We start from the raw sequence: 20,317 nt of genomic DNA on the forward strand, positions 1-20,317 counted from the left end.
GCATTCTATACGCCCGGGCAGGCGGTGCGCTGCGGGCTCAGCCGATCAGGCGGCCATTGCGCAGGCGCGTCTTGCCGCCCATGCGCAGCGCCGTGCCCAGCCGTTCCAGCTTGTCCTGCAAGGGGCCGACGTGGGCGTGACAGATGGCGCAGGCCAGCGCGTCGGCGGAGTCGGGCGCGGGCACGCCGTCCAGCGACAGCAGGTGCTGCACCATCATCTGCACCTGCTCCTTGGCGGCGCGGCCGGTGCCGACCACGGCTTTCTTGATCTGCAAGGCCGTGTATTCATGCACCGCCAGCGAACTGTCGGCCAGCGCGCACAACGCGGCGCCACGGGCCTGGCCCAGCAGCAGGGTAGACGCGGGGTTGGTGTTCAGGAAAACGATTTCAAGCGCCGCGACATCGGGTTGCGTGTCGCGCGCGACCTCGCGCAGATTGTCCAGGATGACTTTCAGGCGCTCGGCCAGCGTCAGCGCCGGCGGGACCACGATGGTCCCGCTGGCGACATAGCGCAGCCGCGAGCCCTCGGCATCGATCACACCGAAGCCGGTGCGGCGCAAGCCGGGATCGATGCCCAGGACGCGCATCAGTGGCGGAAGTGGCGGGTGCCGGTCAGCACCATGGCGATGCCGTGCTCGTCGGCCGCGGCGATGACTTCATCGTCACGCATGCTGCCGCCCGGCTGGATGACGCAGGTTGCGCCCGCCGCCACCACCACGTCCAGGCCGTCGCGGAACGGGAAGAACGCATCCGACGCCACGGCCGAGCCTTGCAGCGTCAGGCCGGCGTTTTCTGCCTTGATCGACGCAATGCGGGCCGAGTCGATGCGGCTCATCTGGCCGGCGCCCACGCCCAGCGTCATGCCCCCGCCCACGAACACGATGGCGTTGGACTTGACGTACTTGGCGACCTTCCAGGCGAAAGCCAGGTCGTTCATTTCCTGTTCGGTGGGCTGACGCTTGCTGACCACCTTGAGCGCATCGCGCGGCACGTTGTAGGCGTCCGGGGTCTGCACCAGCCAGCCGCCGCCCACGCGCTTGATGTCGAACGCGTTCTGGCCCACGCCCATCGGCACTTCCAGCACGCGCACGTTCTTCTTGGCGGCCAGGATGGCCAGCGCGGCGCCGTCGTAGGCGGGTGCCAGCAGCACTTCCATGAACTGGCCGCTGACGGCTTCGGCCGTGGCCGCGTCCACCGGACGGTTAAAGGCGATGATGCCGCCGAAGGCCGACGTCGGGTCGGTCTTGAAGGCTTGCTGGTAGGCGCCCAGCGTGTCGGCCGCCACGGCCACACCACACGGGTTGGCGTGCTTGACGATGACGCAGGCGGGCACATCGAAGCTGCGCGCGCATTCCCATGCCGCGTCGGCATCGGCGATGTTGTTGTAGGACAGTTCCTTGCCCTGCAATTGGCGGTAGTTGCCCAGCAGCCCGGCCGGACGCTGCGCGTCGACGTAGAACGCGGCGGTCTGGTGGGGGTTTTCGCCGTAGCGCAGCGCCTGTTCCTGCTTGACCTGCAAGGTCAGCGTGCCGGGCCATTCGTTACGGGCGGGCACCGCTTCCTGGGCCGGTTCGGCTTCGGTCAGGCTGGTCAGGTAGGCGGCGATGGCGCCGTCGTAGGCCGCCGTGTGGGCGTAGACCTTCGAGGCCAGCGCCAGGCGCAGGCCGTAGGACGTGCTGCCGCTCTTGTCCATTTCGGCCAGCACGCGGGAATAGTCGACCGGGTCGATCACGACCGTCACGCCGCCCGCTTCGGTGCCGTGGTTCTTGGCTGCCGCGCGCAGCATCGCCGGGCCGCCGATGTCGATGTTCTCGACGGCGTCCGCGAACGTGCAATCGGGCTTGGCCACGGTTTCACGGAACGGATACAGGTTCACCACCAGCATGTCGATGCGGTCGATGCCTGCCGCCTTGATGGTGTCCATGTGCTCGGCGCTGTCGCGACGGGCCAGCAGGCCGCCATGAATCTTGGGGTGCAGCGTCTTGACGCGGCCATCCAGGATTTCCGGCGACCCCGTGTGGGCGGCCACTTCGGTGACGGTCAGGCCGGAGTCGGCCAGCAGCTTGGCGGTGCCGCCGGTCGACAGCAGGCGCACGCCACGCGCGGCCAGGGCGCGGGCAAATTCAACGATGCCGGTCTTGTCGGACACCGAAAGCAGGGCGGTTTCGATTTTCATGGTGGGGGACGGGAGTCGGGCGGTGGGCCTTTCTCGTTCAGGTCGGGATGGGAATCTGCGAAGGAAAGGACGGTGCCCGCCGGGGGGCCGTCCTTCTTGAAAAAGCTATACCTGGATATTGTGCGCCAGCAACTTCTTGCGCAGGGTGTTGCGGGTGATGCCCAGCATTTCGGATGCGCGCGACTGGTTGCCGCCCGACCGCTCCAGCGCCACTTCAAGCACCGGGCGTTCCACGCAGCGCATCACCATGTCCCACATATCGTGGGGCTCGGATTCACCCAAGTCTTCGAAATAGCGCTCCAGGCTGGCGCGCACGCATTCTTCCAGGACATCTTTCTTGCTCATTTGAGTACAGATATTTTTATGTTGGTGTTGAGGCGGTTATGCCGCCAGCAGGGCTTCTGCGACCGGCGCCGGATGGGGCTCTCCGTCGCGCGAGAGGGTATCGAACCAATCCGACACCGCCCGCCACTGGTCGCGGGTATTGTCGATCAGGTTCATGTGGGCGCAGAACGAATCCGCCCCCGGCAGGCCGTCCAGATACCAGCCAATATGCTTGCGCGCCGTGCGTACGCCGGTGTGCTCGCCATAAAACCGGTAATGGTCGTCGAGATGTTCAAGCAACAGCTCGCGCATTTCCCCATAGGAGGGAGGGGCCAGTGACTCGCCCGTGCGCAAATAGTGATCGATTTCGCGGAAGATCCAGGGACGGCCTTGTGCCGCCCGGCCAATCATGACCGCGTCGGCGCCAGTGTAATCCAGGACGTGCTTGGCTTTTTCAGGCGAGTCGATATCCCCGTTTGCGATCACGGGAATGGTCAGCTCGGCCTTGACGGCGCGGATAGTGTCATATTCCGCCTCGCCCGTATAGAGGTCGGCGCGGGTGCGGCCGTGCAGCGTCAGCGCCGCGATGCCGGCATTTTCGGCCAGCTTGGCCACCCGCAGCGCGTTGCGGCTGTCGCGGTCCCAGCCGGTGCGGGTCTTCAGCGTGACCGGCACGCCCAGCGGCGCGCAGGCCGAGACCACGGCGTCCAGGATGCGGACGATCAGGTCTTCGTGGCGCAGCAGCGCGGACCCGGACGCCACGTTGCACACCTTCTTGACCGGGCAGCCCATGTTGATGTCGATAATGCGCGCGCCCTTGCCGGCGTTGAAGACGGCGGCCTCGGCCATCATGGCCGGGTCGGCGCCCGCGATCTGGACCGAAATAGGGGCGATCTCGCCATCATGATTCAGCCGCCGGGACGTCTTGACGCTATCCCATAGCTTGGGGTTGCTGGCGGCCATCTCGGACACGGCGTAGCCCGCCCCCAACTTCTTGCAAAGTTGTCGGAACGGACGGTCCGTCACGCCCGCCATGGGCGCGACAAGAACGTTGTTGGGAAGGGTCCATTGGCCTATGCGCATGGTCACATTTTAACCGGCTCGAATCGGACCCCTGTTTTCAGAGGCCGACAGCTTGGTAACAAGCGGCGCGGTTCAGGCGCGAAAGCCCTGCAACAAGTGCTGGGCCAGCGGGGCGCGCAGGGGCGAAGCCAGGTCCATGCCCAGCAAGGCCAGTCCACAGGCGTGCTCGACGGGCGCCAGCCCCGTGGCGAACACGCGCGGCATCAAATCGGTCAGGCCGGCGGTGATGAAACGGTCGACCTGCCGCGCCTGTGCGAATTCCGTCAGGCGCGCGGTGGGACTGGATTCCGGCTGCGCCAGCCAGCCGGCCAGCGTCTGGGCCAGGCGGGCGGCGTCGCGCAGGCCCAGGTTCAGGCCCTGGCCGGCCACGGGGTGCAGCGTCTGCGCGGCGTTGCCGATGGCCACCACGCGCCCTTGCACCTGGGCGCGCCGGGCCGCCAGCGCCAGCGGGAAGACGTGGCGCGGGGACTGGCTCGACAGCCGGCCCAGGCGGTCGCCAAAAGCTTGCGTCAGCGCTGCCGAGAACGCGGCGTTGTCCATCGCGGCCAGTTCGTTGGCGCGTTCGGGGGCGCTGCACCAGACCACCGAGTACGCATCGGGCGTTTGCGGATGGGGCAACAGGGCCAGCGGCCCTTCGGCGGTGAAGCGTTCCCAGGCCCAACCCCGGCGCGGCAGCGTGGCGTGGGCCGTGGTCAGCACGGCATGCTGGCCGTAATCGCGGCGCAGGTCCGTGGCGCCGGCACCGTCGGACTGCACGGCCACCTGGCACAGCAGGGTGTTGTCGCCCTGCGCGATGCGCACGCCGTCGGCGTCCTGGCGTTCGACCTGCGCGGCGGGGCCGGACAGCACGGTGACGCCGCAGGCGGCCACGCGTTCGTCCAGCTTGGCGTGCAAGCCGGCATAGGCCACCACGCTGCCCAGCTGAGGCACGTTGAAATCGGTGTTTTGAATGACCGTGCGACCCAGCCGGCCGCGCTGCGACACATGGATGTTGCGTATGTCGGCCGAGCGATCCGGCCACGCCAGCAACGACTCCAGCAACACGCGGCTGCCGTGGTTCATGGCAAGCACGCGCGGATCGGCGGCGGGAATGGTGGCGGCGGGCGATCCCGCGGCGGGCGATCCCGCGGCGGGGGCCGCTGCCGGAACGCTGCCCGCCAGCAGGGCGATGCGCGACGGGTCCGGCGCGACGCGCGCCAGCATCAGGGCCAGTACGCGGCCCACGGGGCCGGCACCAAGAATCGCGATATCGAAGGCGGATGCAGTCATGCCGGGATTTTAACCGTCCACTACAATCCGGCACAGCCAGCGCGGCGGGCCGCGCGTAACCCTTCCCGGTTGATCGACATGACGCAGGTTCAGGCTTCTTCTTCGGTGTCCGCTGCATCGGTTAGCGCCACTGCATCCGCCACCGCCCGCCGCCCGCGCGGCAAGGTCGCCGTGGGGCTGCTGGCCTGCCTGTTCGGCTCGTTTGGCGCGCATTGGTGGTACCTGGGCCGCCGCTACGCCTGGGCGGTAACGCTGCTGGCCATCGTCAGCCTGTTCTGCGCGTTTCGCTTCTACCCCGTCTGGTACGACAACCCGGCCTTCTTCCTGTTGTTCATCCCGATGATCGACGGCTTCATTGAAAGCGCCGTGTTCTCGCTGATGTCCGACGAGAAATTCGACCGGCGCTACAACCCCGACCTGGGGCGGCCCACATCCACGGGCTGGGGCCCGGTGCTGGTGGCGCTGCTGGCCTGCCTGGTGGGTTCGGTGGTGTCGATGTTCGCCATCGCGATGGTCGTTGTCTACGTCTGGGTCGCCATGGGCTGGCTGGACGGGCTGGTGCTGTAGCGCGGGATGCTGTCCGCCGCGGCGCTCATCGCTGCCCACGGCCTGCTGCGCTTTCCGCCCCCGCCCGGCGGCCCTATTCGCGCATCAACGCTTCGATTTCGGATGCCTGCACCGGCACCCCGCGCGTGATCAATTCGCAGCCTTCATCGGTAACCAGCGCATCGTCCTCGGTACGGATGCCGATGTTCCAGTAGCTTTCCGGCACATCGTCCGAGGGGCGCACGTAGATGCCCGGTTCGATCGTCAGCATCATGCCCCGTTCCAGCGTGCGCCACGGCCGGTCGCCGGAGGGCTGGGCGGGGCCGGGTTGCCGATAATCGCCCACGTCGTGCACGTCCAGCCCCAGCCAATGGCCGGTGCGGTGCATGTAGAAGCGGCTGTAGTCGCCCGATTCCAGCACGCCGTCCAGGGACCCCTTCAGCAGCTTCAAGTCGATCATGCCCTGTGCCAGCACGCGCAACGCGGCGTCGTGGCCGTCGTTGAAGGTGCGCCCGGGCGCGGTGGCCGCCGCCGCGGCTTCTTGCGCGGCCACGGTCAGGTCGTACAGCGCGCGCTGCGGGCCGCTGTAGCGCCCGTTGACGGGAAAGGTCCGAGTGATGTCGCTGGCGTAGCTGTCGACTTCGCAGCCCGCGTCGATCAGCACCAGGTCGCCGTCGCGCAGCACGGCTTCACCTGCCGGGTAATGCAGCACGCAGGCGTTGGCGCCCGCCGCGACGATGCTGTTGTAGGCCACGGCCTGGGCGCCGTGGCGGCGAAATTCATAGAGCAGTTCCGCTTCCAGTTCGTATTCGTGCATGCCGGGGCGGGCCACGCGCATGGCGCGGGCGTGCGCGCCGGCCGATATTTTGGCGGCGCGCCGCATGCTGGCGATTTCAGAGGCGTCCTTGATCAGCCGCATTTCCGCCAGCAACGGTCGAATGTCTTGTTGCCGACTGGGCGGCGCATGCCCGGCCCGCCCCGCATCACGCGCGGCGGACAGCCAGCGATGCAGGCGGCCGTCGCGATGCTTGTCGCCGGCCAGGGGCGCATACAGCGTGGGGTGGTCCAGCATCAGCTTTGGTATCAGTTCGTCCAGCGCATCGATCGGGTGCGCGTCGTCAAAGCCGAAATAATCGGCGGCCGCTTCGGGGCCGAACCGCTTGCCTTCCCATATTTCATGTTCGACATGGCGCGGCCGGCAAAACAACAGCGCGCGATCCGTGGCGCCCGCGATCAGTACCAGCCAGGCTGCCGGCTCGGTGAAACCGGTCAGGTAGAAAAAGTCGCTGTCGTGGCGGTAAGGGAACTCGGCGTCGCGGTTGCGGATCGCCTCGGGGGCGGTCGGCAAGATGGCGATGCCGCCGCCGTCGGCGCGCATCCGTTCCATCAAGCGTTGGCGGCGGGCGGCAAAGGGAGCGATGTCGGCGGGAGGCAGGCTCATGGCGGGCAGGGGCGCGAGCCCCGCGAAAGGTGAGGGATGCGGCTTACTTTACCCCGCTATCGCGCGCGCACAACAGCAGAAAGCCAACCGGCGCGGTCCAGGCGAATTTGACTGGACGGCGCGATTTGCGCTGCTACAATCGCGGCTCTGTCATTGGGGAGTAGCCATCCTTTGTCCCCAAAGGAGTTAGCGTCAACAGACTTGGTGGTTCAGTGCCGCGTAGCGGTTGCTAGAACTCCATGGCGCTAACGGTTTCCATGCAAGCGGCCCGCCCGCCGCATGGATCAGCCAGGCGAGACCTTTGGCCGCGTAGCGTTCACCCTAGCCGGGCGAGCCGTTGCGTCGCGCCAATTGGTTTCTGCTCGTCCGGCTGCGTTCATATGTTGCTCACCCTGTTCCTGTTTTTCCTGTCCGCGGCAGTGATTTATTTCGCCTGCGAATTCTTCGTCAATGGCGTTGAATGGGTCGGACACCGCTTCCACCTGGGCGCTACCGCTACCGGCACCGTGCTGGCGGCCTTCGGCACGGCCTTGCCCGAAAGCGCGGTCACTTTCATGGCCGTCGTGTTCGGCGACACCCCTGAACAGAAAGACATCGGCGTCGGCGCAGCCATGGGCGGCCCGCTGGTGCTGGCGACCCTGGCATACGCCGTGGTGGGCATCGCGCTGTGGCGCGCCCGCCGTGGAGGCCAGCCGGAAAAAGCCAACTGTATCAACGCGGACCAGCGCCGGCTGGCCCGCGACCAGGCCTGGTTCATGGGCATTTTCGTTTTCAAGGTGGGGCTGGGCCTGCTGGCCTTTGCCTGGAAGCCCTGGCTGGGCATTCTGTTCCTGGCCACTTACGGCATGTACGTCAAACGCGAACTTAGCCATGACGAAGAACGGGCCGATTCCGAAGACCTCGAACCGCTTAAGCTGCGGCCCCGCGACACCGACCCGTCGATGTTCTGGGCGGCGATGCAAACGGTGCTGGCGCTGGTGGTGATTGCCGGTGCATCGCACGTGTTCGTCAACCAGATCGAGCTGCTGGGCGTCGCCATGGGCGCGTCCCCGCACGTGGCCGCCTTGTTGCTGGCGCCCGTGGCCACTGAGCTGCCCGAAATCATGAATGCGCTGATCTGGGTCCGGCAGGGCAAGGAACGGTTGGCGCTGGCGAATATTTCGGGCGCCATGATGATCCAGGCCACCATACCCAGCGCGCTCGGTATTTTCATGACGCCGTGGCTGCTGGATGCGCCCTTGCTGGCGGCGGGCCTGTTCACGATGCTGTCGATCGGCCTGTTGTGGCTGCGCTTTCGCCGCTCGGTCATGAGCGTGCCCGCGTTGTCGGCGGTGGGCGGTTTTTATGCCCTGTTCGCGGCCTATCTGGGCTGGCATTTCTACGCCTGACAGCAACTGGCCTGAACGGAAAACACGGCGCCCGGCCTGCCAGGCCCGCGCCGCTTTTCTTTTTTGCATCAGTTGCGTCGTTGCACCGCAAAAACCTTGTCCATCAGTGGAAACCCGCGTAAAATCCGTCCGTTATCCATCCCAGGAGCAGTCTTCGTGAATACCGATTCCGGCGAAAGTAGTCGATCTTGCATCGACATCGCTGTCTGACAGGAAACACGCAGAGCTCCATCTGCCGCATCCTGTCATACAGGTTGCGGCGTATCCCAAGCCCAGGGTTCCACCCCGGGCAATAGCGCAAGCCTTCGGCTTGCCGGGAAATTCCCCAACGTAAACCGCCAGAACCGCCGCTAGTCGCAGCGTCAGCGTTCGTGCACGTCTTTTGTGCGCGTTTGCCATGCGCTGCGTCCGGCTGCACGCGTACTCGCGATCACGCTCCCCATTTTCGCAATGGAGGTCGTTATGCGTTTCTTCGACTTGTTCCTACGCCGCGCCGGCGTAGACCGTGCCACCGCCCTGGGCCGCCGTCGCGGCACGTCGCGTTTGACGGTCATTTGCCCGCGCGACGAACTGGGCGCCTTGCGCAAACAGATCTGCCTGGACTTCAGCGCCGCCGGCCTGGATGTCTCGCAAGTGCAGGTCGACCAAGGCCGCGACCCCAACCTGGCATCGGCTTGCATCACCGTCAATTGCCCGCCCGAACTGCGTGCTGAATTGATGTCGCAAGCGCGCCGCCTCAGCGCCAACCCCGCCGTGCGCCACGTGCATTTCGGCGCGCAAGCCGCCGCAATGGCTGCGTAACGCCCACTTGTCCCAGGAGAGATCATGCCTAGTGCCTTAGACCCCGACCCTCGATTGCGCCAAGTGCATGGCGCCGGCATGCCTGTCTGACCTGTCTTCTCGCCTGCGAGCCGACCGGCCGGACAGACTTCCGGTTCCGACGGACTCCGCAGCATTGAATCCCCGGCCTTACCGCGTCCCACTGACGAACGCGTCCACGGCGCCGGTTTCGATTCCCAGCTAGCTCCCTTTCCGTTTTTTGCACTCCGGCGCGATTCACCGCGATCCGGACACCGGCAACATTGCCCCGGTGCCTGCGCACGCCCGCATGGGCGGACCCACGGCTTTCCATCATGGCCGTGGTCCGTTCCTGCCCGCGTGGCCGGCGCCTGGGCGGGAAAGCCGTGTCTCCGACAAGAAATCCAAGAAAAACCGGAGCACTCCGATGTTTACCTTCCTGAAATCCTTCTTTTCGTCGGCCGCCGGCCGCCGCCGCGCAGGCCGTCACTTCCGCCGCACCCCCATTCTTGAACAGGGCGCTCAAACCGCCGTTGCGTCGACGCCGTCGGAGGCATCGCGGCGCGCCAACCGCCGCATGCTGGAGCAATCCCGCATGGGGCTGGACGCCTTGTTCACGCAGTTGGCCAGTGGCCGTGGCGGCTTGACGCAAGCCCAGGCCGACGCTGCCCGCGAACGCCACGGCGCCAACGAAGTCGACCACGAAAAGCCGCTGTCCTGGTATTCGCACCTGTGGCTGTCGTACCGCAACCCGTTCAATCTGCTGCTGACGGCGCTGGCTGGCCTGTCCTGGCTGACCGACGTGCGGATGGCCGAGGCCGACGACAAGTCGTGGACAGCCGTGGCCATCATCGGCTCCATGGTGGTGATTTCCACTGTGCTGCGCTTTGCCCAGGAACTGCGCTCGAACCGCGCGGCCGAAGCGCTGAAAGCCATGGTACAGAACACCGCTACCGTGCTGCGCGCGGACGTGCTGACGCCGGACGCCGCCAACGGTCGGCGCGTGTTCGGCGCCCCGCTGCACGACTCGGGCTCGTACCAGCTGGAAGTGCCGCTGGCTGAACTGGTGCCCGGCGACGTGGTGCTGCTTTCGGCCGGCGACATGATCCCCGCCGACTGCCGCATCCTGAACGCCAAGGACCTCTTCATCGCCCAGGCCGCCTTGACGGGCGAATCCCTGCCCGTTGAAAAGCACGCCGTCCAGCGCGAGGAAACCGACAACTCGCTAGAGCTGGAAAACATGGCTTTCATGGGCACCAATGTGGTCAGCGGATCAGGCAGCGCGCTGGTCATCGCCACCGGCGCCAATACCTACTTTGGTCAGCTGGCCGGCCGGGTCACCCAGGAAAGCCGTGCTCCGACGCAGTTTCAGCAGGGCATCAACCGTGTCAGCTGGGTGTTGATCCGCTTCATGCTGGTCATGGCTCCCATCGTCTTCGTCATCAATGGCGTCACCAAGGGCGATTGGCTGGAAGCCTTGCTGTTCGCGCTGGCAATCGCCGTGGGCCTGACGCCGGAAATGCTGCCGATGATCGTTACCGCCACGCTGGCCAAGGGCGCGTTGCGCATGTCCCGCCGCAAGGTCGTCGTCAAGCGCCTGGACGCGATCCAGAACCTGGGCGCGATGAACGTGCTGTGCACCGACAAGACGGGCACGCTGACGCAAGACCGCATCGTGCTGGAACGCCACACCGACGTGTACGGATCCAGCAGCGACGATGTGTTGGCCTATGCCTACCTGAACAGCTACTACCAGACCGGCCTGAAGAACCTGCTGGATGTGGCGGTGTTGCAGCATGCCGAGGTCAAGCGCAGCCTGAACCTGGCCACCAAGTACCGCAAGGTCGATGAGATTCCTTTTGATTTTTCGCGGCGGCGGATGTCCGTTGTCGTCAACGAAACGGAAAACGGCCGTGACCATCACGAGTTGATCTGCAAAGGCGCGCTGGAAGAAATGCTGACGGCGTGCACGGGCTTGCGCGTGGGCGATTCGGTATTTCCGCTGACCGACGCGCGGCGCGCGGATATCCGGCGCGTCACGGCCGAGCTGAACCGCGACGGGCTGCGCGTCATCGCGGTGGGCGTCAAGGAAATGCCGCCCACGCAACTGGCCTATGGCGTGGCCGACGAGTCCGACCTGGTGCTGGTGGGGTACATCGCCTTCCTGGATCCTCCCAAGGAATCGACCGGCCCGGCGCTGGCCGCGCTGAAGGCGTCCGGCATTGAGGTCAAGGTGTTGACCGGAGATGTGGAACTGGTCACGCAGAAAGTCTGCCGCGAGGTCGATTTCGAGGTGCGCGGCGTGTATCTGGGCGCGCAGATTGAAGCCATGGACGATGCGGAACTGGCGGTGGCGGTGCGCCAGGCCAACGTGTTTGCCCGCCTGACGCCCGCGCACAAGGAACGCATCGTGCGCAGCCTGCGTGCACAAGGCGATACGGTGGGGTTCATGGGCGACGGCATCAACGACGCCCCGGCCCTGCGCGCGGCCGACGTCGGTATTTCCGTGGATTCCGCGGTGGATATCTCGAAGGAAGCCGCCGACATCATCTTGCTGGAAAAGAGCCTGATGGTGCTGGAGGACGGCGTGATCGAAGGCCGCAAGACCTTTTGCAACATGCTCAAGTACCTGAAGATGACGGCCAGCTCGAACTTCGGCAATGTGTTCTCGGTGCTGGTCGCCAGCGCCTTCCTGCCGTTCCTGCCGATGCTGCCTATTCACCTGCTGCTGCAGAATTTGATGTACGACGTATCGCAAACGGCAATTCCCTTCGACAATGTCGACGAAGAACTGCTGAAGAAGCCGCAGCAATGGGATGCGGACGGCCTGGGCCGCTTCATGGTGTTCTTCGGCCCGATCAGCTCGCTGTTCGATATCGCGCTGTTCGGCATCATGTGGTTTGTGTTCCATGCCAATGCGCCGGAGCATCAGACGCTGTTCCAGTCCGGCTGGTTCGTTGAGGGCTTGCTGTCGCAGACGCTGATCGTGCACATGATCCGGACGCGCCGCATTCCTTTCCTGCAAAGCCGGGCGTCCTGGCCGTTGATGGCGATGACGGCAATGGTGGTGGTGCTGGGCCTGATGCTGCCGTTCTCGCCGCTGGCCGAGTACTTCCAGCTGCAAGCGTTGCCATGGGGCTATTTCCCCTGGCTGGTGGGGGTGTTGCTGAGCTACTGCGTGCTGACGCAGTTGCTCAAGGGCATTTGGGTACGTCGTTACGGCTGGCAATAAGGCCGCAATAAGGTCACATCTGGCGGGGCGGGCAATGGCGCTCGCCCTGATAGGAGAAAGCATGAAAAAGGCATTCTGCGCGGTCGTCATGGTCGGTGGGCTGATTTTGTCGCCCGTGCTGGCCACGGCCGCCGCCGTCGAAGACTTCGGCCTGCACCTGTACGGCGTCGTCGATGCCGGGGTAGCGGTGACCAGCGTGTCCGGCCAAGGCAGCCACGCCGGCGTGCTGAACGGCGGGCTGACGGATTCACTTTGGGGGTTGTCGGGCACCGACGATCTGGGCGGCGGCTGGCGCAGCCGCTTCGGCCTTGAAAGCGGCTTCGACCCGTCCAGCGGCCAGCTGGAAGACGAGGGCCGCCTGTTCAACTACGCGGCCTGGGTCGGCTTGGGCAACGATACCTATGGCGAGGTGCGCCTGGGGCGCCAGCGCACCATCGGCCAGACGTTCGGCAACGCGCTGGAAATTGCGTCCTGGAAGGACATGGGCATGGGCGCCACGTTCAAGGCCTCGGACAACTTCCAGTTCAGCAATATGGTGAACGTGACGTCGGCGGACTGGAACGGCTTCCAGCTAGGCGCGGGCTACTCGTTCGATGCCGGCGACCAGAATCGGTTTCGGTCCAACCAGAACACCCGCGCGGTCAGCGCCGGGCTGAAGTATGAAAGCGGACCACTGCTGGCCGTGGCCACGTGGGATCAATTGCAGCTGGCCAGTTCCGATTCGGCTGCAGAGGCCAAGCGGCCCCGCGCCGTGCAATTGGGCGCGGCTTACGACTTTGAAGTGCTGAAACTGTCACTGGCGTGGTCGCGGCAACAAAACGGCTATGTCGGCCTGGACGGCGGCGACCCCGACAACCTGGGCCAGGGCCTGGGTCCGGCCCCGTTTGTCCAGGGCGGCACCATCAATGCCTGGCTGGTGGGCGCCAGCGTGCCGTTCGGCCCGGGCACCGTGCTGGTGCAGTGGTCCCTGGCGCGACCCGACTGGCAGTGGGACAACGGCATGACGGCGCGCAAGGCCCAGGTGGCGACCCTGGGTTATACCTATGCCTTGTCACCACGCACGACGCTATACGGCTTTGCCGGGTACGCGTCCAACTACACGCTGGACGACCAGTTCGACCCCGCCCATTCCCACACCACGCGCGTCGGAGCGGGCGTTTCGCATCACTTCTGATCCTGCCGGCCCACCGGACCACGGGCCGGCGCGGTCTACTACAATCAGCCCACAGGCCGGCGCGCGCCGCCGGCCCGTCTTTCCCGATGTCTTTCGGATGGCCCGCATGGATAGTCTTGAATGGCTCATACCCTGGGAGTTCTCTCCCACGTTGGTCGCCTCCTTCGTGGTGGCGATCGTGCTGTTCGTGCGCGGGCAACGCGTTCACCATGTGACCGGCGCGCGTCGCTTTTTCTTTTGGCTGGGGCTGGTGCTGCTGTATCTGTCGATGCATACGCGCGTCGACTATTACGCCGAACGGATGTTCTTCATCCACCGCATCCAGCATCTGGTGCTACACCATTTGGGTCCGCTGCTGGTGATGGCGGCATTTCCGGGCCAGGTCATGCGCGCCGGGCTGCCGATGTCCTGGCGCATCCGGCTGCGTGACTTTCTGCGCACGCGTAGCGGGCGGGTCACCGTTGCCGTACTGACCAACAAGATTTTCGTGCCGACGCTGTTCGTCTTCCTGGTGCTGGTCTGGCTGATTCCGTCCGTGCAGTTCTATTCCATGCTGGACTGGCGCCTGTATCGCCTGATGAACTGGTCCGTGGTGATCAGCGGCTTCATGTACTGGAACCTGATCCTGGATCGCCGCCCCGCGCCGCCCGCGGCCATGACGCCGGGCGGACGCGTGATTTCTCCGGTGCTGACCATGCTGCCGCAGATGGTGGCGGGCGCCGTCATCGCCTTCACTGAAAGCGATATCTATCCGTTGTTTGAGCTCTGTGGCCGCGCCATCGCCATGTCGGCGCAAACAGACCAGACCATCGGCGGCCTCACGATGTGGATTCCGGCTGCCTTGGTCGAGGTGATCGGCTTGATGGTGGCCTTGGGCACCTTGATGCGCTTGTCCGCCAAGGGGCGGCTGCGCAAGGTGGACCGCGATGCGCGCGCCCGGGCCAAGGCCCGCGCGGCGCTATCCGCCTGAACGTGGTTCAGGCCGGCCGGGGCTTATTCCGGCACCAGTCCGTGATACTTCTTGCCCAGCGCCACGGTGGCCTGGAACATCCCCGCCTTGTTGCCGCAGTCGTAGCGCACGCCGTCAAAGCGGTGCGCGAACACGGCGCGCTCGCGCATCAGCGAGGCAATGCCGTCCGTCAGCTGGATTTCGTTGCCCGCGCCCATCTTGGTTGAACGCAGGTGGTCAAAAATGGCGGCTTCCAGCACGTAGCGGCCCACGACGGCCAGCGTCGACGGGGCGGCATCGGGCTCGGGCTTTTCCACAATATGCGTGACGCGTTCCGTGCGCGGATCCAGGTTCGCTTCGCCGGCGCGGGTGGCCACGATGCCGTACTTGCGGGTATCGGCGCGGGGCACATCCTGCACGCCCAACACGCTGGCGTTCTGGGCCACGGCCACATCCACCAATTGCTTCATGGCCGGCGTGTCGGCGTCGATCAGGTCATCGGCCAGCAATACGGCAAAGGGTTCGTCGCCCACGGCGGGGGCGGCCGACAGCACGGCGTGGCCCAGGCCCAGCGGCGCGGATTGGCGGATGTAGAGGCAATTGACATGCGCGGGTAGAATGCCCCGCACCATGGCAAGCAGCTCGTGCTTGGCTTTGCTTTCCAGGTCGGATTCAAGTTCCGGGGCCGAGTCGAAGTGGTCTTCGATGGCGCGCTTGTTGCGGCCCGTCACGAAGATCAGATCGGTGATGCCGGCGGCGACCGCTTCTTCAACGGCGTATTGAATCAATGGCTTATCGACCACGGGCAGCATTTCCTTGGGCATCGCCTTGGTGGCGGGCAGGAAGCGGGTGCCCATGCCGGCGACAGGGAAAACGGCTTTACGGACGGGACGCATTGAGACCTCGTTGGGAGTATCGATGAAACATTTTAAGCTCATCGCTATCATAGGCTTATGAACCGCAGGAACATGCCATCCATTTGCGCTATTGCGAAACGAAGCGCGATTCTCGCCCTGAGCGCCGCGTTGATCGCCCCCTCCCTTCCCGTTGCCGCCTGGGCGCAACCGGTGGGTCTGCCAACCATGGGGGCCGCATCCGCCGCCGAGCTCTCGCCCATGCTGGAACGCAGCCTGGGCGAGGCCATCATGTCGCAAGGCCGGCGTGACCCGACTTATGTCGACGACCCCGAGCTCAGCCAATATCTGACCACCATGGGCCGCAAGCTGGCGGCCTTTGCGCCGGGGGCCGTGCCCGACGTCGAAATGTTTGGCGTGCGCGACCCCGAAATCAACGCTTTTGCGATGCCGGGCGGATTTATCGGCGTCAATACCGGCCTGATCGTGTCCTCGGGCAGCGAATCGGAACTGGCCGCCGTGCTGGCGCACGAAATCGGCCACGTCGTGCAGCGCCACATCGCGCGCGGCATGACGCAGCAGAACCAGAACGGCATGGTGATGCTGGCCAGCCTGGCCGGCGCGTTGCTGGCCGCGCTGGCCGGTGGCGGCGGCAACCTGGCGATGGGCGTGGCGGCGTTTGGCCAGGCCGCCGCCATCAACCGCCAGCTGGGCTTTTCGCGCGATGCGGAACGCGAGGCCGACCGGGCCGGTTTCCAGATGCTGACCAAGGCGGGGTACGACGCCGAGGGCATGTCCCAGATGTTCTCGCGGCTGATGAATGCGTCGCGCCTGAACGAAGGGGCCGGCGGCGGTTCATGGGCCAGCACCCACCCTTTGTCCATCGAACGGATGTCCGATGTCCAGAACCGCGTGCGGTCCTTGCCGGCCTCGCGCCATATCGACAGTGACGATTTTTGGTACGTGCGCGCCAAGATGCGCGTGGTGCAGGGGCGCGACGCCGTCAGCCTGCGCTCGGCCGGGCAGCAATTGCAGGACGAGGCGCAAGCGCTGTCAGGGGTGCGGCAGTCGGCCGCCTATTACGGGCTGGCCCTGCAAGCGTTCCAGCGCAACAACCTGGCTGAAGCCGACCGGTACTGGAACCTGGCCACCGCAAACGGGCGCAATTCCGCGCAATTGGCCAAGCTTAGTGTCGACATCGCGCTGGCGCGCAAGGACACCGCCCGCGCCGTGGAGTTGGCGCAGGCCGCCGCCAAGCGCTGGCCGGACCAGCGGGCGCTGGGTATCGCCTATGCGCAGGCGTTGCAAAGCAACGGCCGCCATGCCGAGGCGCAGGATTATCTGCGCGCCAAGATCAAGCAATGGGGCAGCGACGAACCCAGCCTGTATCAGATGCTGGCGCAAAGCGAAGAGCGCAATGGCAAGCCCGTGCAGGCGCGCCGAGACCTGGCGCGGTTTTATGTCATGACCGGGGCGTTCGCCGCCGCCGAGTCGCAGCTACAGCAGGCGCGCGGCCTGTCGACCGACTTCTACGAGCAATCGCAGATCGACGTGCAGATCAAGGAAGTCAAAGACAAGCTGGCCGAAGAACGACAGCTGCTGGAACGCTTCAAATCGGGTTGATGGCAGGCGGCGATGCCGTAATGGCCGGAGTCATCCGGCCGCCGCTTGTGCCAGCGGCCAACTACTGCCGCGCTTACCGCTACAGCTACAGGCCCGTTTCGAAGAAGCGGCCCAGCCGCTGGGGCAGCCAGTTCAGGTGTGCGGGAAACGCGCCCGTCGGAAAGCCGGCATGGCCGCCGTCGCTGGGCTGGTGCAGCAAGATGGTGGGCGAGCAGTCTTCCGGCTTGGGCAGCGATGCTGCCGGAATGAAGGGGTCGTTGCGGGCGTTGAGCACCAGCGTGGGCACCGAAATCTTGGGCAGCCACGGCTTGCTGGACGCACGCGTCCAGTAGTCCAGCGCATTGCGAAACCCGTGCATCGGCGCGGTGTAGGTGTCGTCGAATTCGCGCAGGTCGTGCGCATGCGCGATACGCATCACGTCGATCGCGCCAGGAAAACGATGCGCCTTTTCCAATACCTTGTGCTTGAGCGTCTTCAGGAAATGCGCGGTGTATACGCGCCGGTTGAAGATGCCGGTGGACAGGGTCTTGCCGCAGGCGACCAGGTCCAGCGGCACGGAAACGCCTGCCGCGGCGGTCAGCCAGGTGGTGTCTTCCTGGTGTTCACCCAGGTATTTCAATAGCGCATTGCCGCCCAGCGACACGCCCACCGCATGCCAGCGCGCATGCGGAATGCGGTCGCGCACGGTCTTGAGCAGGAAGCCGACTTCAGCGGAATCACCCGAGTAATACGCGCGCGCCAGGCGGTTGGGCACGCCCGAACAACCCCGAAAATGCGCGATGACGACGATCCAGCCGCGCGCGCGGAAATAATGAGCAACGGACTGGGCGTAGCGGCTGTTGCTGCCGCCTTCCAGGCCATGGAACAGGATCAGCGCGGGGGTGTCGGGCGTTTGCGGCAGCGACTGCCAGTCGGGGGCCGTCATCCATCGCGCCGCGGCGGTCTTGCCATTGGCAACCGGGCCCTGTCCGCTGACAGGCGCACCGTCGGCAGCCTTGTGCGGAAACAGGCCGGGTCCGGTCCAGTCGAAGTCCACGAAATCGGTGTCGGGCGTGTCCACCCGGTCGCGCACGAAGGCGATCCGGTGGTATTGCGCGAACAAGGACGCGTAGACCGTCTGGCTGTCGCCTCCGGGTAACCAGGAGGGGACGGGGCATGGAGACGAGTCAAGACGAGCAGCGGCCAACTAAAAATCCACCCGATTCAATGCAGCATGTCGGGTACGTCGTGCAAGTCGAGCACCCCGGCTTCCGTGGGCGCCGACGACGAATGATGCATGACCATGCGCCATCCGGTTGGACCCTTGTGGTAGATGTTCGTGGCGTAGCAGTTTGCAAACTGCGTGCCTTCGCGCGTGCGCACCGCCACCTGTTCAACCAGCACGTGCACCGCGCACATCATGCTGAGCATGACCAGCGGGCGCAGCGGACGGACATGCAGCGGCCCGTTGGACAGCACCTGCTGCCAGGAGTCGTGCACCGCCGAGTGGCCGACAATGCGCAGGCCCCCGGGGTGGATGCAGACGACTTCTTCGTCGTCGGCCCACACCTGCATCAGGCGGACGCAGTCCCCCTGTTCCAGGGCTTCGTAGAACGCGTGTTCGGCTTCTTCGGGGGTGGCAAACATAGGGCTGCGGTAACCGTGGCGTTGGGCGTCGAAGGCGGCTGGCTTAGTGGTGGCCGTGCAGCACCGTGCCGGCCTTCAGGCGATATTGCGCGCCGCAGTAGGCGCAGCTTGCAGAGCCGGTACGGGCCACGTCAAGGAAGACGCGCGGGTGCATGCTCCACAGCGGCGCCTTCGGGCCGGGACAGAAAACGGGCAGGTCTTCAGCGCCGACTTCAATGACTTCGTGAGCGTTCGGGACGGCGGCCGGGGCAGCGGTCATGGATCTTCCTGAATAAAAAAACCGATAAACGGCGGGTTGGGCAATGTGCGGCCGGTATTGAACCCACCGCGCGAATCACAACTGACTTAGCCAGTGATGGTACTTCGGGACGCGGCCATTCACCATGGCCGATTTTGCGCCGCGCCAGGCCCGACCAGCCAAGAATTTTCAGGCGCGTATTGTATCAAGCGACGAGGTTACAATACCGGCCTATTCGCGCACCGGCGTGGTGCCATTCGGCCCACGCAATCCGTAAGAGTTCCCATGTCGTCCTGTCCGAACCGCCAGGGGCCAGCCGTTGTCCTCTGAATCCGCGCTTTCTGAATCCGAAGATCCCGGCGCGGTGCGCCAGCAACGCCTGAACGCCTTTCGCGCCGGCGTGCACGCTATCGTGCCTGCGTTGATCGCCACGGCAACCTGGGGCTTGGTGACGGGTGTGGCGATGGTCAAGTCGGGGCTGACCGAATCCATGGCGTTGGCCATGACGCTCTTGCTGTACGCGGGCTCGGCTCAGTTGACGTCGTTGCCGCTGATCGCCACGGGCGCACCGCTCTGGCTGATCTTCGCCGCCGGCTTTGTCGTGAACCTGCGCTTTCTGATTTTCGGCGCGGCCTTGCAGCCGTATTTCCGGCATCTGTCCTGGCCCAAGCGTTTGGGGCTGGGCTACTTCACCACCGATATGGGCTTCGTGCTGTTCATGCCGCGCTACGGCGATTCGGCCGAACGCGGCACGCGCGATCAACTCTGGTTCTTCCTGGGCACCATCGTGCCGGGGTGGCTGGTGTGGCAATCGTCTTCCATCGTCGGCATTTATCTGGGCACCATGGTGCCCACCGGCTGGTCGCTGGATTTTGCGGCGGTGCTGGCCCTGTTGGCGATTACCGTGCCGCTGGCCAATTCCAAGCCGATGCTGGTGTCCATGCTGGCCGCCGGCGTGGTGGCCTGGACGGGGCAGGTGCTGCCATTGCGGCTGGGCTTGGCCGCGGCCGTCATCGCGGGCGTCGTGGCCGGCATGTGGGCCGAACGATTTTTCAAGGCGCGTCCATGACCCTCTGGCCCTCCGAGATCTACGTCTATTCGGCGATCCTGTTGCTGGCCCTGTGCAGCGTCCTGACGCGCGCCGGCTTCATGCTTTTCGGCGATTACATTCCTTTGCCCGATGGCGTGCGGCGCGCGTTGCGCTATGCGCCCGCCGCCGCGCTGACCGCCATCGTCGTGCCGGACCTCTTGCCTTGGAAGGCGGGCTTGGGGCCGGTGTTTGATTACAAGTTGGTGGCCGGTCTGGTCGCCATCCTGGTTTTTCTCCGCACCCGTAGCGCGGTGCTGGTGATCGTGGTCGGCATGCTGGTCTTGTGGGGGCTGCGCTGGCTGGCCGGCTGATGTTCGGCTTTCGATCATGATTAGTCCATCTGGTGGACAGTCTAAACCGGCTGGAAGCGGGCGTGCCCGTTGTCTGGCGGTGTTGCCGTACCCGTCTGAAACCACTCTTTGATGTTGTGGTAGGGCGCCTGCGCTAAAATCCACGTTATCCACAGCAATCCGGGCCTGGTACTGCCCTCATAAGTATCGAATCCCG

19 protein-coding genes and 1 riboswitch are annotated in these 20,317 nt (G+C 65.3%); of the genes, 9 read left to right on the top strand and 10 right to left on the bottom strand.

Features of this window, described 5'->3' with window-relative positions; all coding sequences use genetic code 11:
- Positions 1-37 precede the first annotated feature (37 nt).
- From ruvC to YH64_RS05990, 5 genes are all read right to left on the bottom strand, one after another.
- Positions 38-586, bottom strand: coding sequence for a crossover junction endodeoxyribonuclease RuvC (gene ruvC / locus YH64_RS05970; protein ID WP_046803487.1), 549 nt, complete (start codon positions 584-586; stop codon positions 38-40).
- Positions 586-2,175: a bifunctional phosphoribosylaminoimidazolecarboxamide formyltransferase/IMP cyclohydrolase gene (gene purH, locus YH64_RS05975; protein WP_046803486.1), complete on the bottom strand. Its 1,590-nt coding sequence runs from the start codon at positions 2,173-2,175 to the stop codon at positions 586-588. The genes ruvC and purH overlap by 1 nt, the downstream gene beginning before the upstream one ends.
- Before the next feature lie 105 nt (positions 2,176-2,280).
- Positions 2,281-2,520: a helix-turn-helix domain-containing protein gene (locus YH64_RS05980; protein ID WP_006217670.1), complete on the bottom strand. Its 240-nt coding sequence runs from the start codon at positions 2,518-2,520 to the stop codon at positions 2,281-2,283.
- Between the two features lie 36 nt (positions 2,521-2,556).
- Positions 2,557-3,582: a tRNA dihydrouridine synthase DusB gene (dusB, locus tag YH64_RS05985; RefSeq protein ID WP_046803485.1), complete on the bottom strand. Its 1,026-nt coding sequence runs from the start codon at positions 3,580-3,582 to the stop codon at positions 2,557-2,559.
- A gap of 72 nt (positions 3,583-3,654) precedes the next feature.
- The gene (locus YH64_RS05990; RefSeq protein WP_046803484.1) at positions 3,655-4,851 is read right to left on the bottom strand and encodes a UbiH/UbiF/VisC/COQ6 family ubiquinone biosynthesis hydroxylase; all 1,197 of its coding nucleotides are present in this window, start codon (positions 4,849-4,851) and stop codon (positions 3,655-3,657) included.
- Between the two features lie 78 nt (positions 4,852-4,929).
- On the opposite strand from YH64_RS05990, the gene YH64_RS05995 reads away from it, so the two are divergent.
- Positions 4,930-5,418, top strand: a complete 489-nt coding sequence (locus YH64_RS05995) for a TM2 domain-containing protein (protein WP_082134374.1) — start codon at positions 4,930-4,932, stop codon at positions 5,416-5,418.
- A 73-nt stretch (positions 5,419-5,491) separates the two neighbouring features.
- On the opposite strand, the gene YH64_RS06000 is transcribed toward YH64_RS05995, so the two are convergent.
- Positions 5,492-6,838 (bottom strand): aminopeptidase P N-terminal domain-containing protein, encoded by a 1,347-nt coding sequence (locus YH64_RS06000; protein WP_046803483.1) that lies wholly within the window; start codon positions 6,836-6,838, stop codon positions 5,492-5,494.
- A 136-nt stretch (positions 6,839-6,974) separates the two neighbouring features.
- Positions 6,975-7,138: riboswitch (yybP-ykoY riboswitch) on the top strand.
- An 80-nt stretch (positions 7,139-7,218) separates the two neighbouring features.
- On the opposite strand from YH64_RS06000, the gene YH64_RS06005 reads away from it, so the two are divergent.
- From YH64_RS06005 to YH64_RS06025, 5 genes are all read left to right on the top strand, one after another.
- Positions 7,219-8,226, top strand: a complete 1,008-nt coding sequence (locus YH64_RS06005) for a sodium:calcium antiporter (RefSeq protein WP_046803482.1) — start codon at positions 7,219-7,221, stop codon at positions 8,224-8,226.
- Between the two features lie 462 nt (positions 8,227-8,688).
- Positions 8,689-9,027 (top strand): hypothetical protein, encoded by a 339-nt coding sequence (locus YH64_RS06010; RefSeq protein WP_039882806.1) that lies wholly within the window; start codon positions 8,689-8,691, stop codon positions 9,025-9,027.
- Positions 9,028-9,451: 424 nt separating this feature from the next.
- Entirely contained in the window at positions 9,452-12,256 is a 2,805-nt protein-coding gene (mgtA, locus tag YH64_RS06015) for a magnesium-translocating P-type ATPase (RefSeq protein ID WP_046803481.1), read from the top strand.
- A gap of 61 nt (positions 12,257-12,317) precedes the next feature.
- Positions 12,318-13,430, top strand: coding sequence for a porin (locus YH64_RS06020; protein WP_046803480.1), 1,113 nt, complete (start codon positions 12,318-12,320; stop codon positions 13,428-13,430).
- A 97-nt stretch (positions 13,431-13,527) separates the two neighbouring features.
- Positions 13,528-14,400, top strand: a complete 873-nt coding sequence (locus YH64_RS06025) for a cytochrome c oxidase assembly protein (protein ID WP_104143544.1) — start codon at positions 13,528-13,530, stop codon at positions 14,398-14,400.
- A gap of 23 nt (positions 14,401-14,423) precedes the next feature.
- Here YH64_RS06025 and galU read toward each other — a convergent pair whose 3' ends face one another.
- Entirely contained in the window at positions 14,424-15,275 is an 852-nt protein-coding gene (gene galU, locus YH64_RS06030; protein ID WP_046803479.1) for a UTP--glucose-1-phosphate uridylyltransferase GalU, read from the bottom strand.
- Positions 15,276-15,332: 57 nt separating this feature from the next.
- On the opposite strand from galU, the gene YH64_RS06035 reads away from it, so the two are divergent.
- The gene (locus YH64_RS06035; RefSeq protein WP_046803478.1) at positions 15,333-16,856 is read left to right on the top strand and encodes a M48 family metalloprotease; all 1,524 of its coding nucleotides are present in this window, start codon (positions 15,333-15,335) and stop codon (positions 16,854-16,856) included.
- A gap of 85 nt (positions 16,857-16,941) precedes the next feature.
- On the opposite strand, the gene YH64_RS06040 is transcribed toward YH64_RS06035, so the two are convergent.
- The 3 genes from YH64_RS06040 to YH64_RS06050 are packed head-to-tail and all read right to left on the bottom strand — an operon-like array spanning position 16,942 to position 18,741.
- Positions 16,942-18,042 carry a YheT family hydrolase gene (locus YH64_RS06040; protein ID WP_046803477.1) on the bottom strand — a complete coding sequence of 367 codons (1,101 nt, stop codon included), beginning with the start codon at positions 18,040-18,042 and terminating at the stop codon, positions 16,942-16,944.
- 17 nt (positions 18,043-18,059) lie between these two features.
- The gene (locus YH64_RS06045; protein WP_006217685.1) at positions 18,060-18,482 is read right to left on the bottom strand and encodes a nuclear transport factor 2 family protein; all 423 of its coding nucleotides are present in this window, start codon (positions 18,480-18,482) and stop codon (positions 18,060-18,062) included.
- 43 nt (positions 18,483-18,525) lie between these two features.
- On the bottom strand, positions 18,526-18,741 hold the full coding sequence (locus tag YH64_RS06050; protein WP_006217686.1) for a zinc-finger domain-containing protein: 216 nt from the start codon (positions 18,739-18,741) through the stop codon (positions 18,526-18,528).
- Positions 18,742-19,039: 298 nt separating this feature from the next.
- Between YH64_RS06050 and YH64_RS06055 the strand changes: the two genes are divergently transcribed.
- Both YH64_RS06055 and YH64_RS06060 read left to right on the top strand, forming a co-directional pair.
- Entirely contained in the window at positions 19,040-19,789 is a 750-nt protein-coding gene (locus tag YH64_RS06055; protein ID WP_046803476.1) for an AzlC family ABC transporter permease, read from the top strand.
- Positions 19,786-20,121: an AzlD domain-containing protein gene (locus YH64_RS06060; protein ID WP_046803475.1), complete on the top strand. Its 336-nt coding sequence runs from the start codon at positions 19,786-19,788 to the stop codon at positions 20,119-20,121. The genes YH64_RS06055 and YH64_RS06060 overlap by 4 nt, the downstream gene beginning before the upstream one ends.
- Positions 20,122-20,317 lie beyond the last annotated feature (196 nt).

Origin of the sequence: Achromobacter sp. LC458, from assembly GCF_001005835.2 — a bacterium.
GTDB classification, from domain to species: Bacteria; Pseudomonadota; Gammaproteobacteria; order Burkholderiales; family Burkholderiaceae_B; genus Achromobacter; species Achromobacter spanius_B.

Coding starts and splice junctions, on each gene's coding strand:
- ruvC (WP_046803487.1), bottom strand. CDS start 586: ATGCGCGTCCTGGGCATCGATCCCGGCTTGCGCCGCACCGGCTTCGGT.
- purH (WP_046803486.1), bottom strand. CDS start 2,175: ATGAAAATCGAAACCGCCCTGCTTTCGGTGTCCGACAAGACCGGCATC.
- YH64_RS05980 (WP_006217670.1), bottom strand. CDS start 2,520: ATGAGCAAGAAAGATGTCCTGGAAGAATGCGTGCGCGCCAGCCTGGAG.
- dusB (WP_046803485.1), bottom strand. CDS start 3,582: ATGCGCATAGGCCAATGGACCCTTCCCAACAACGTTCTTGTCGCGCCC.
- YH64_RS05990 (WP_046803484.1), bottom strand. CDS start 4,851: ATGACTGCATCCGCCTTCGATATCGCGATTCTTGGTGCCGGCCCCGTG.
- YH64_RS05995 (WP_082134374.1), top strand. CDS start 4,930: ATGACGCAGGTTCAGGCTTCTTCTTCGGTGTCCGCTGCATCGGTTAGC.
- YH64_RS06000 (WP_046803483.1), bottom strand. CDS start 6,838: ATGAGCCTGCCTCCCGCCGACATCGCTCCCTTTGCCGCCCGCCGCCAA.
- YH64_RS06005 (WP_046803482.1), top strand. CDS start 7,219: ATGTTGCTCACCCTGTTCCTGTTTTTCCTGTCCGCGGCAGTGATTTAT.
- YH64_RS06010 (WP_039882806.1), top strand. CDS start 8,689: ATGCGTTTCTTCGACTTGTTCCTACGCCGCGCCGGCGTAGACCGTGCC.
- mgtA (WP_046803481.1), top strand. CDS start 9,452: ATGTTTACCTTCCTGAAATCCTTCTTTTCGTCGGCCGCCGGCCGCCGC.
- YH64_RS06020 (WP_046803480.1), top strand. CDS start 12,318: ATGAAAAAGGCATTCTGCGCGGTCGTCATGGTCGGTGGGCTGATTTTG.
- YH64_RS06025 (WP_104143544.1), top strand. CDS start 13,528: ATGGCCCGCATGGATAGTCTTGAATGGCTCATACCCTGGGAGTTCTCT.
- galU (WP_046803479.1), bottom strand. CDS start 15,275: ATGCGTCCCGTCCGTAAAGCCGTTTTCCCTGTCGCCGGCATGGGCACC.
- YH64_RS06035 (WP_046803478.1), top strand. CDS start 15,333: ATGAACCGCAGGAACATGCCATCCATTTGCGCTATTGCGAAACGAAGC.
- YH64_RS06045 (WP_006217685.1), bottom strand. CDS start 18,482: ATGTTTGCCACCCCCGAAGAAGCCGAACACGCGTTCTACGAAGCCCTG.
- YH64_RS06050 (WP_006217686.1), bottom strand. CDS start 18,741: ATGACCGCTGCCCCGGCCGCCGTCCCGAACGCTCACGAAGTCATTGAA.
- YH64_RS06060 (WP_046803475.1), top strand. CDS start 19,786: ATGACCCTCTGGCCCTCCGAGATCTACGTCTATTCGGCGATCCTGTTG.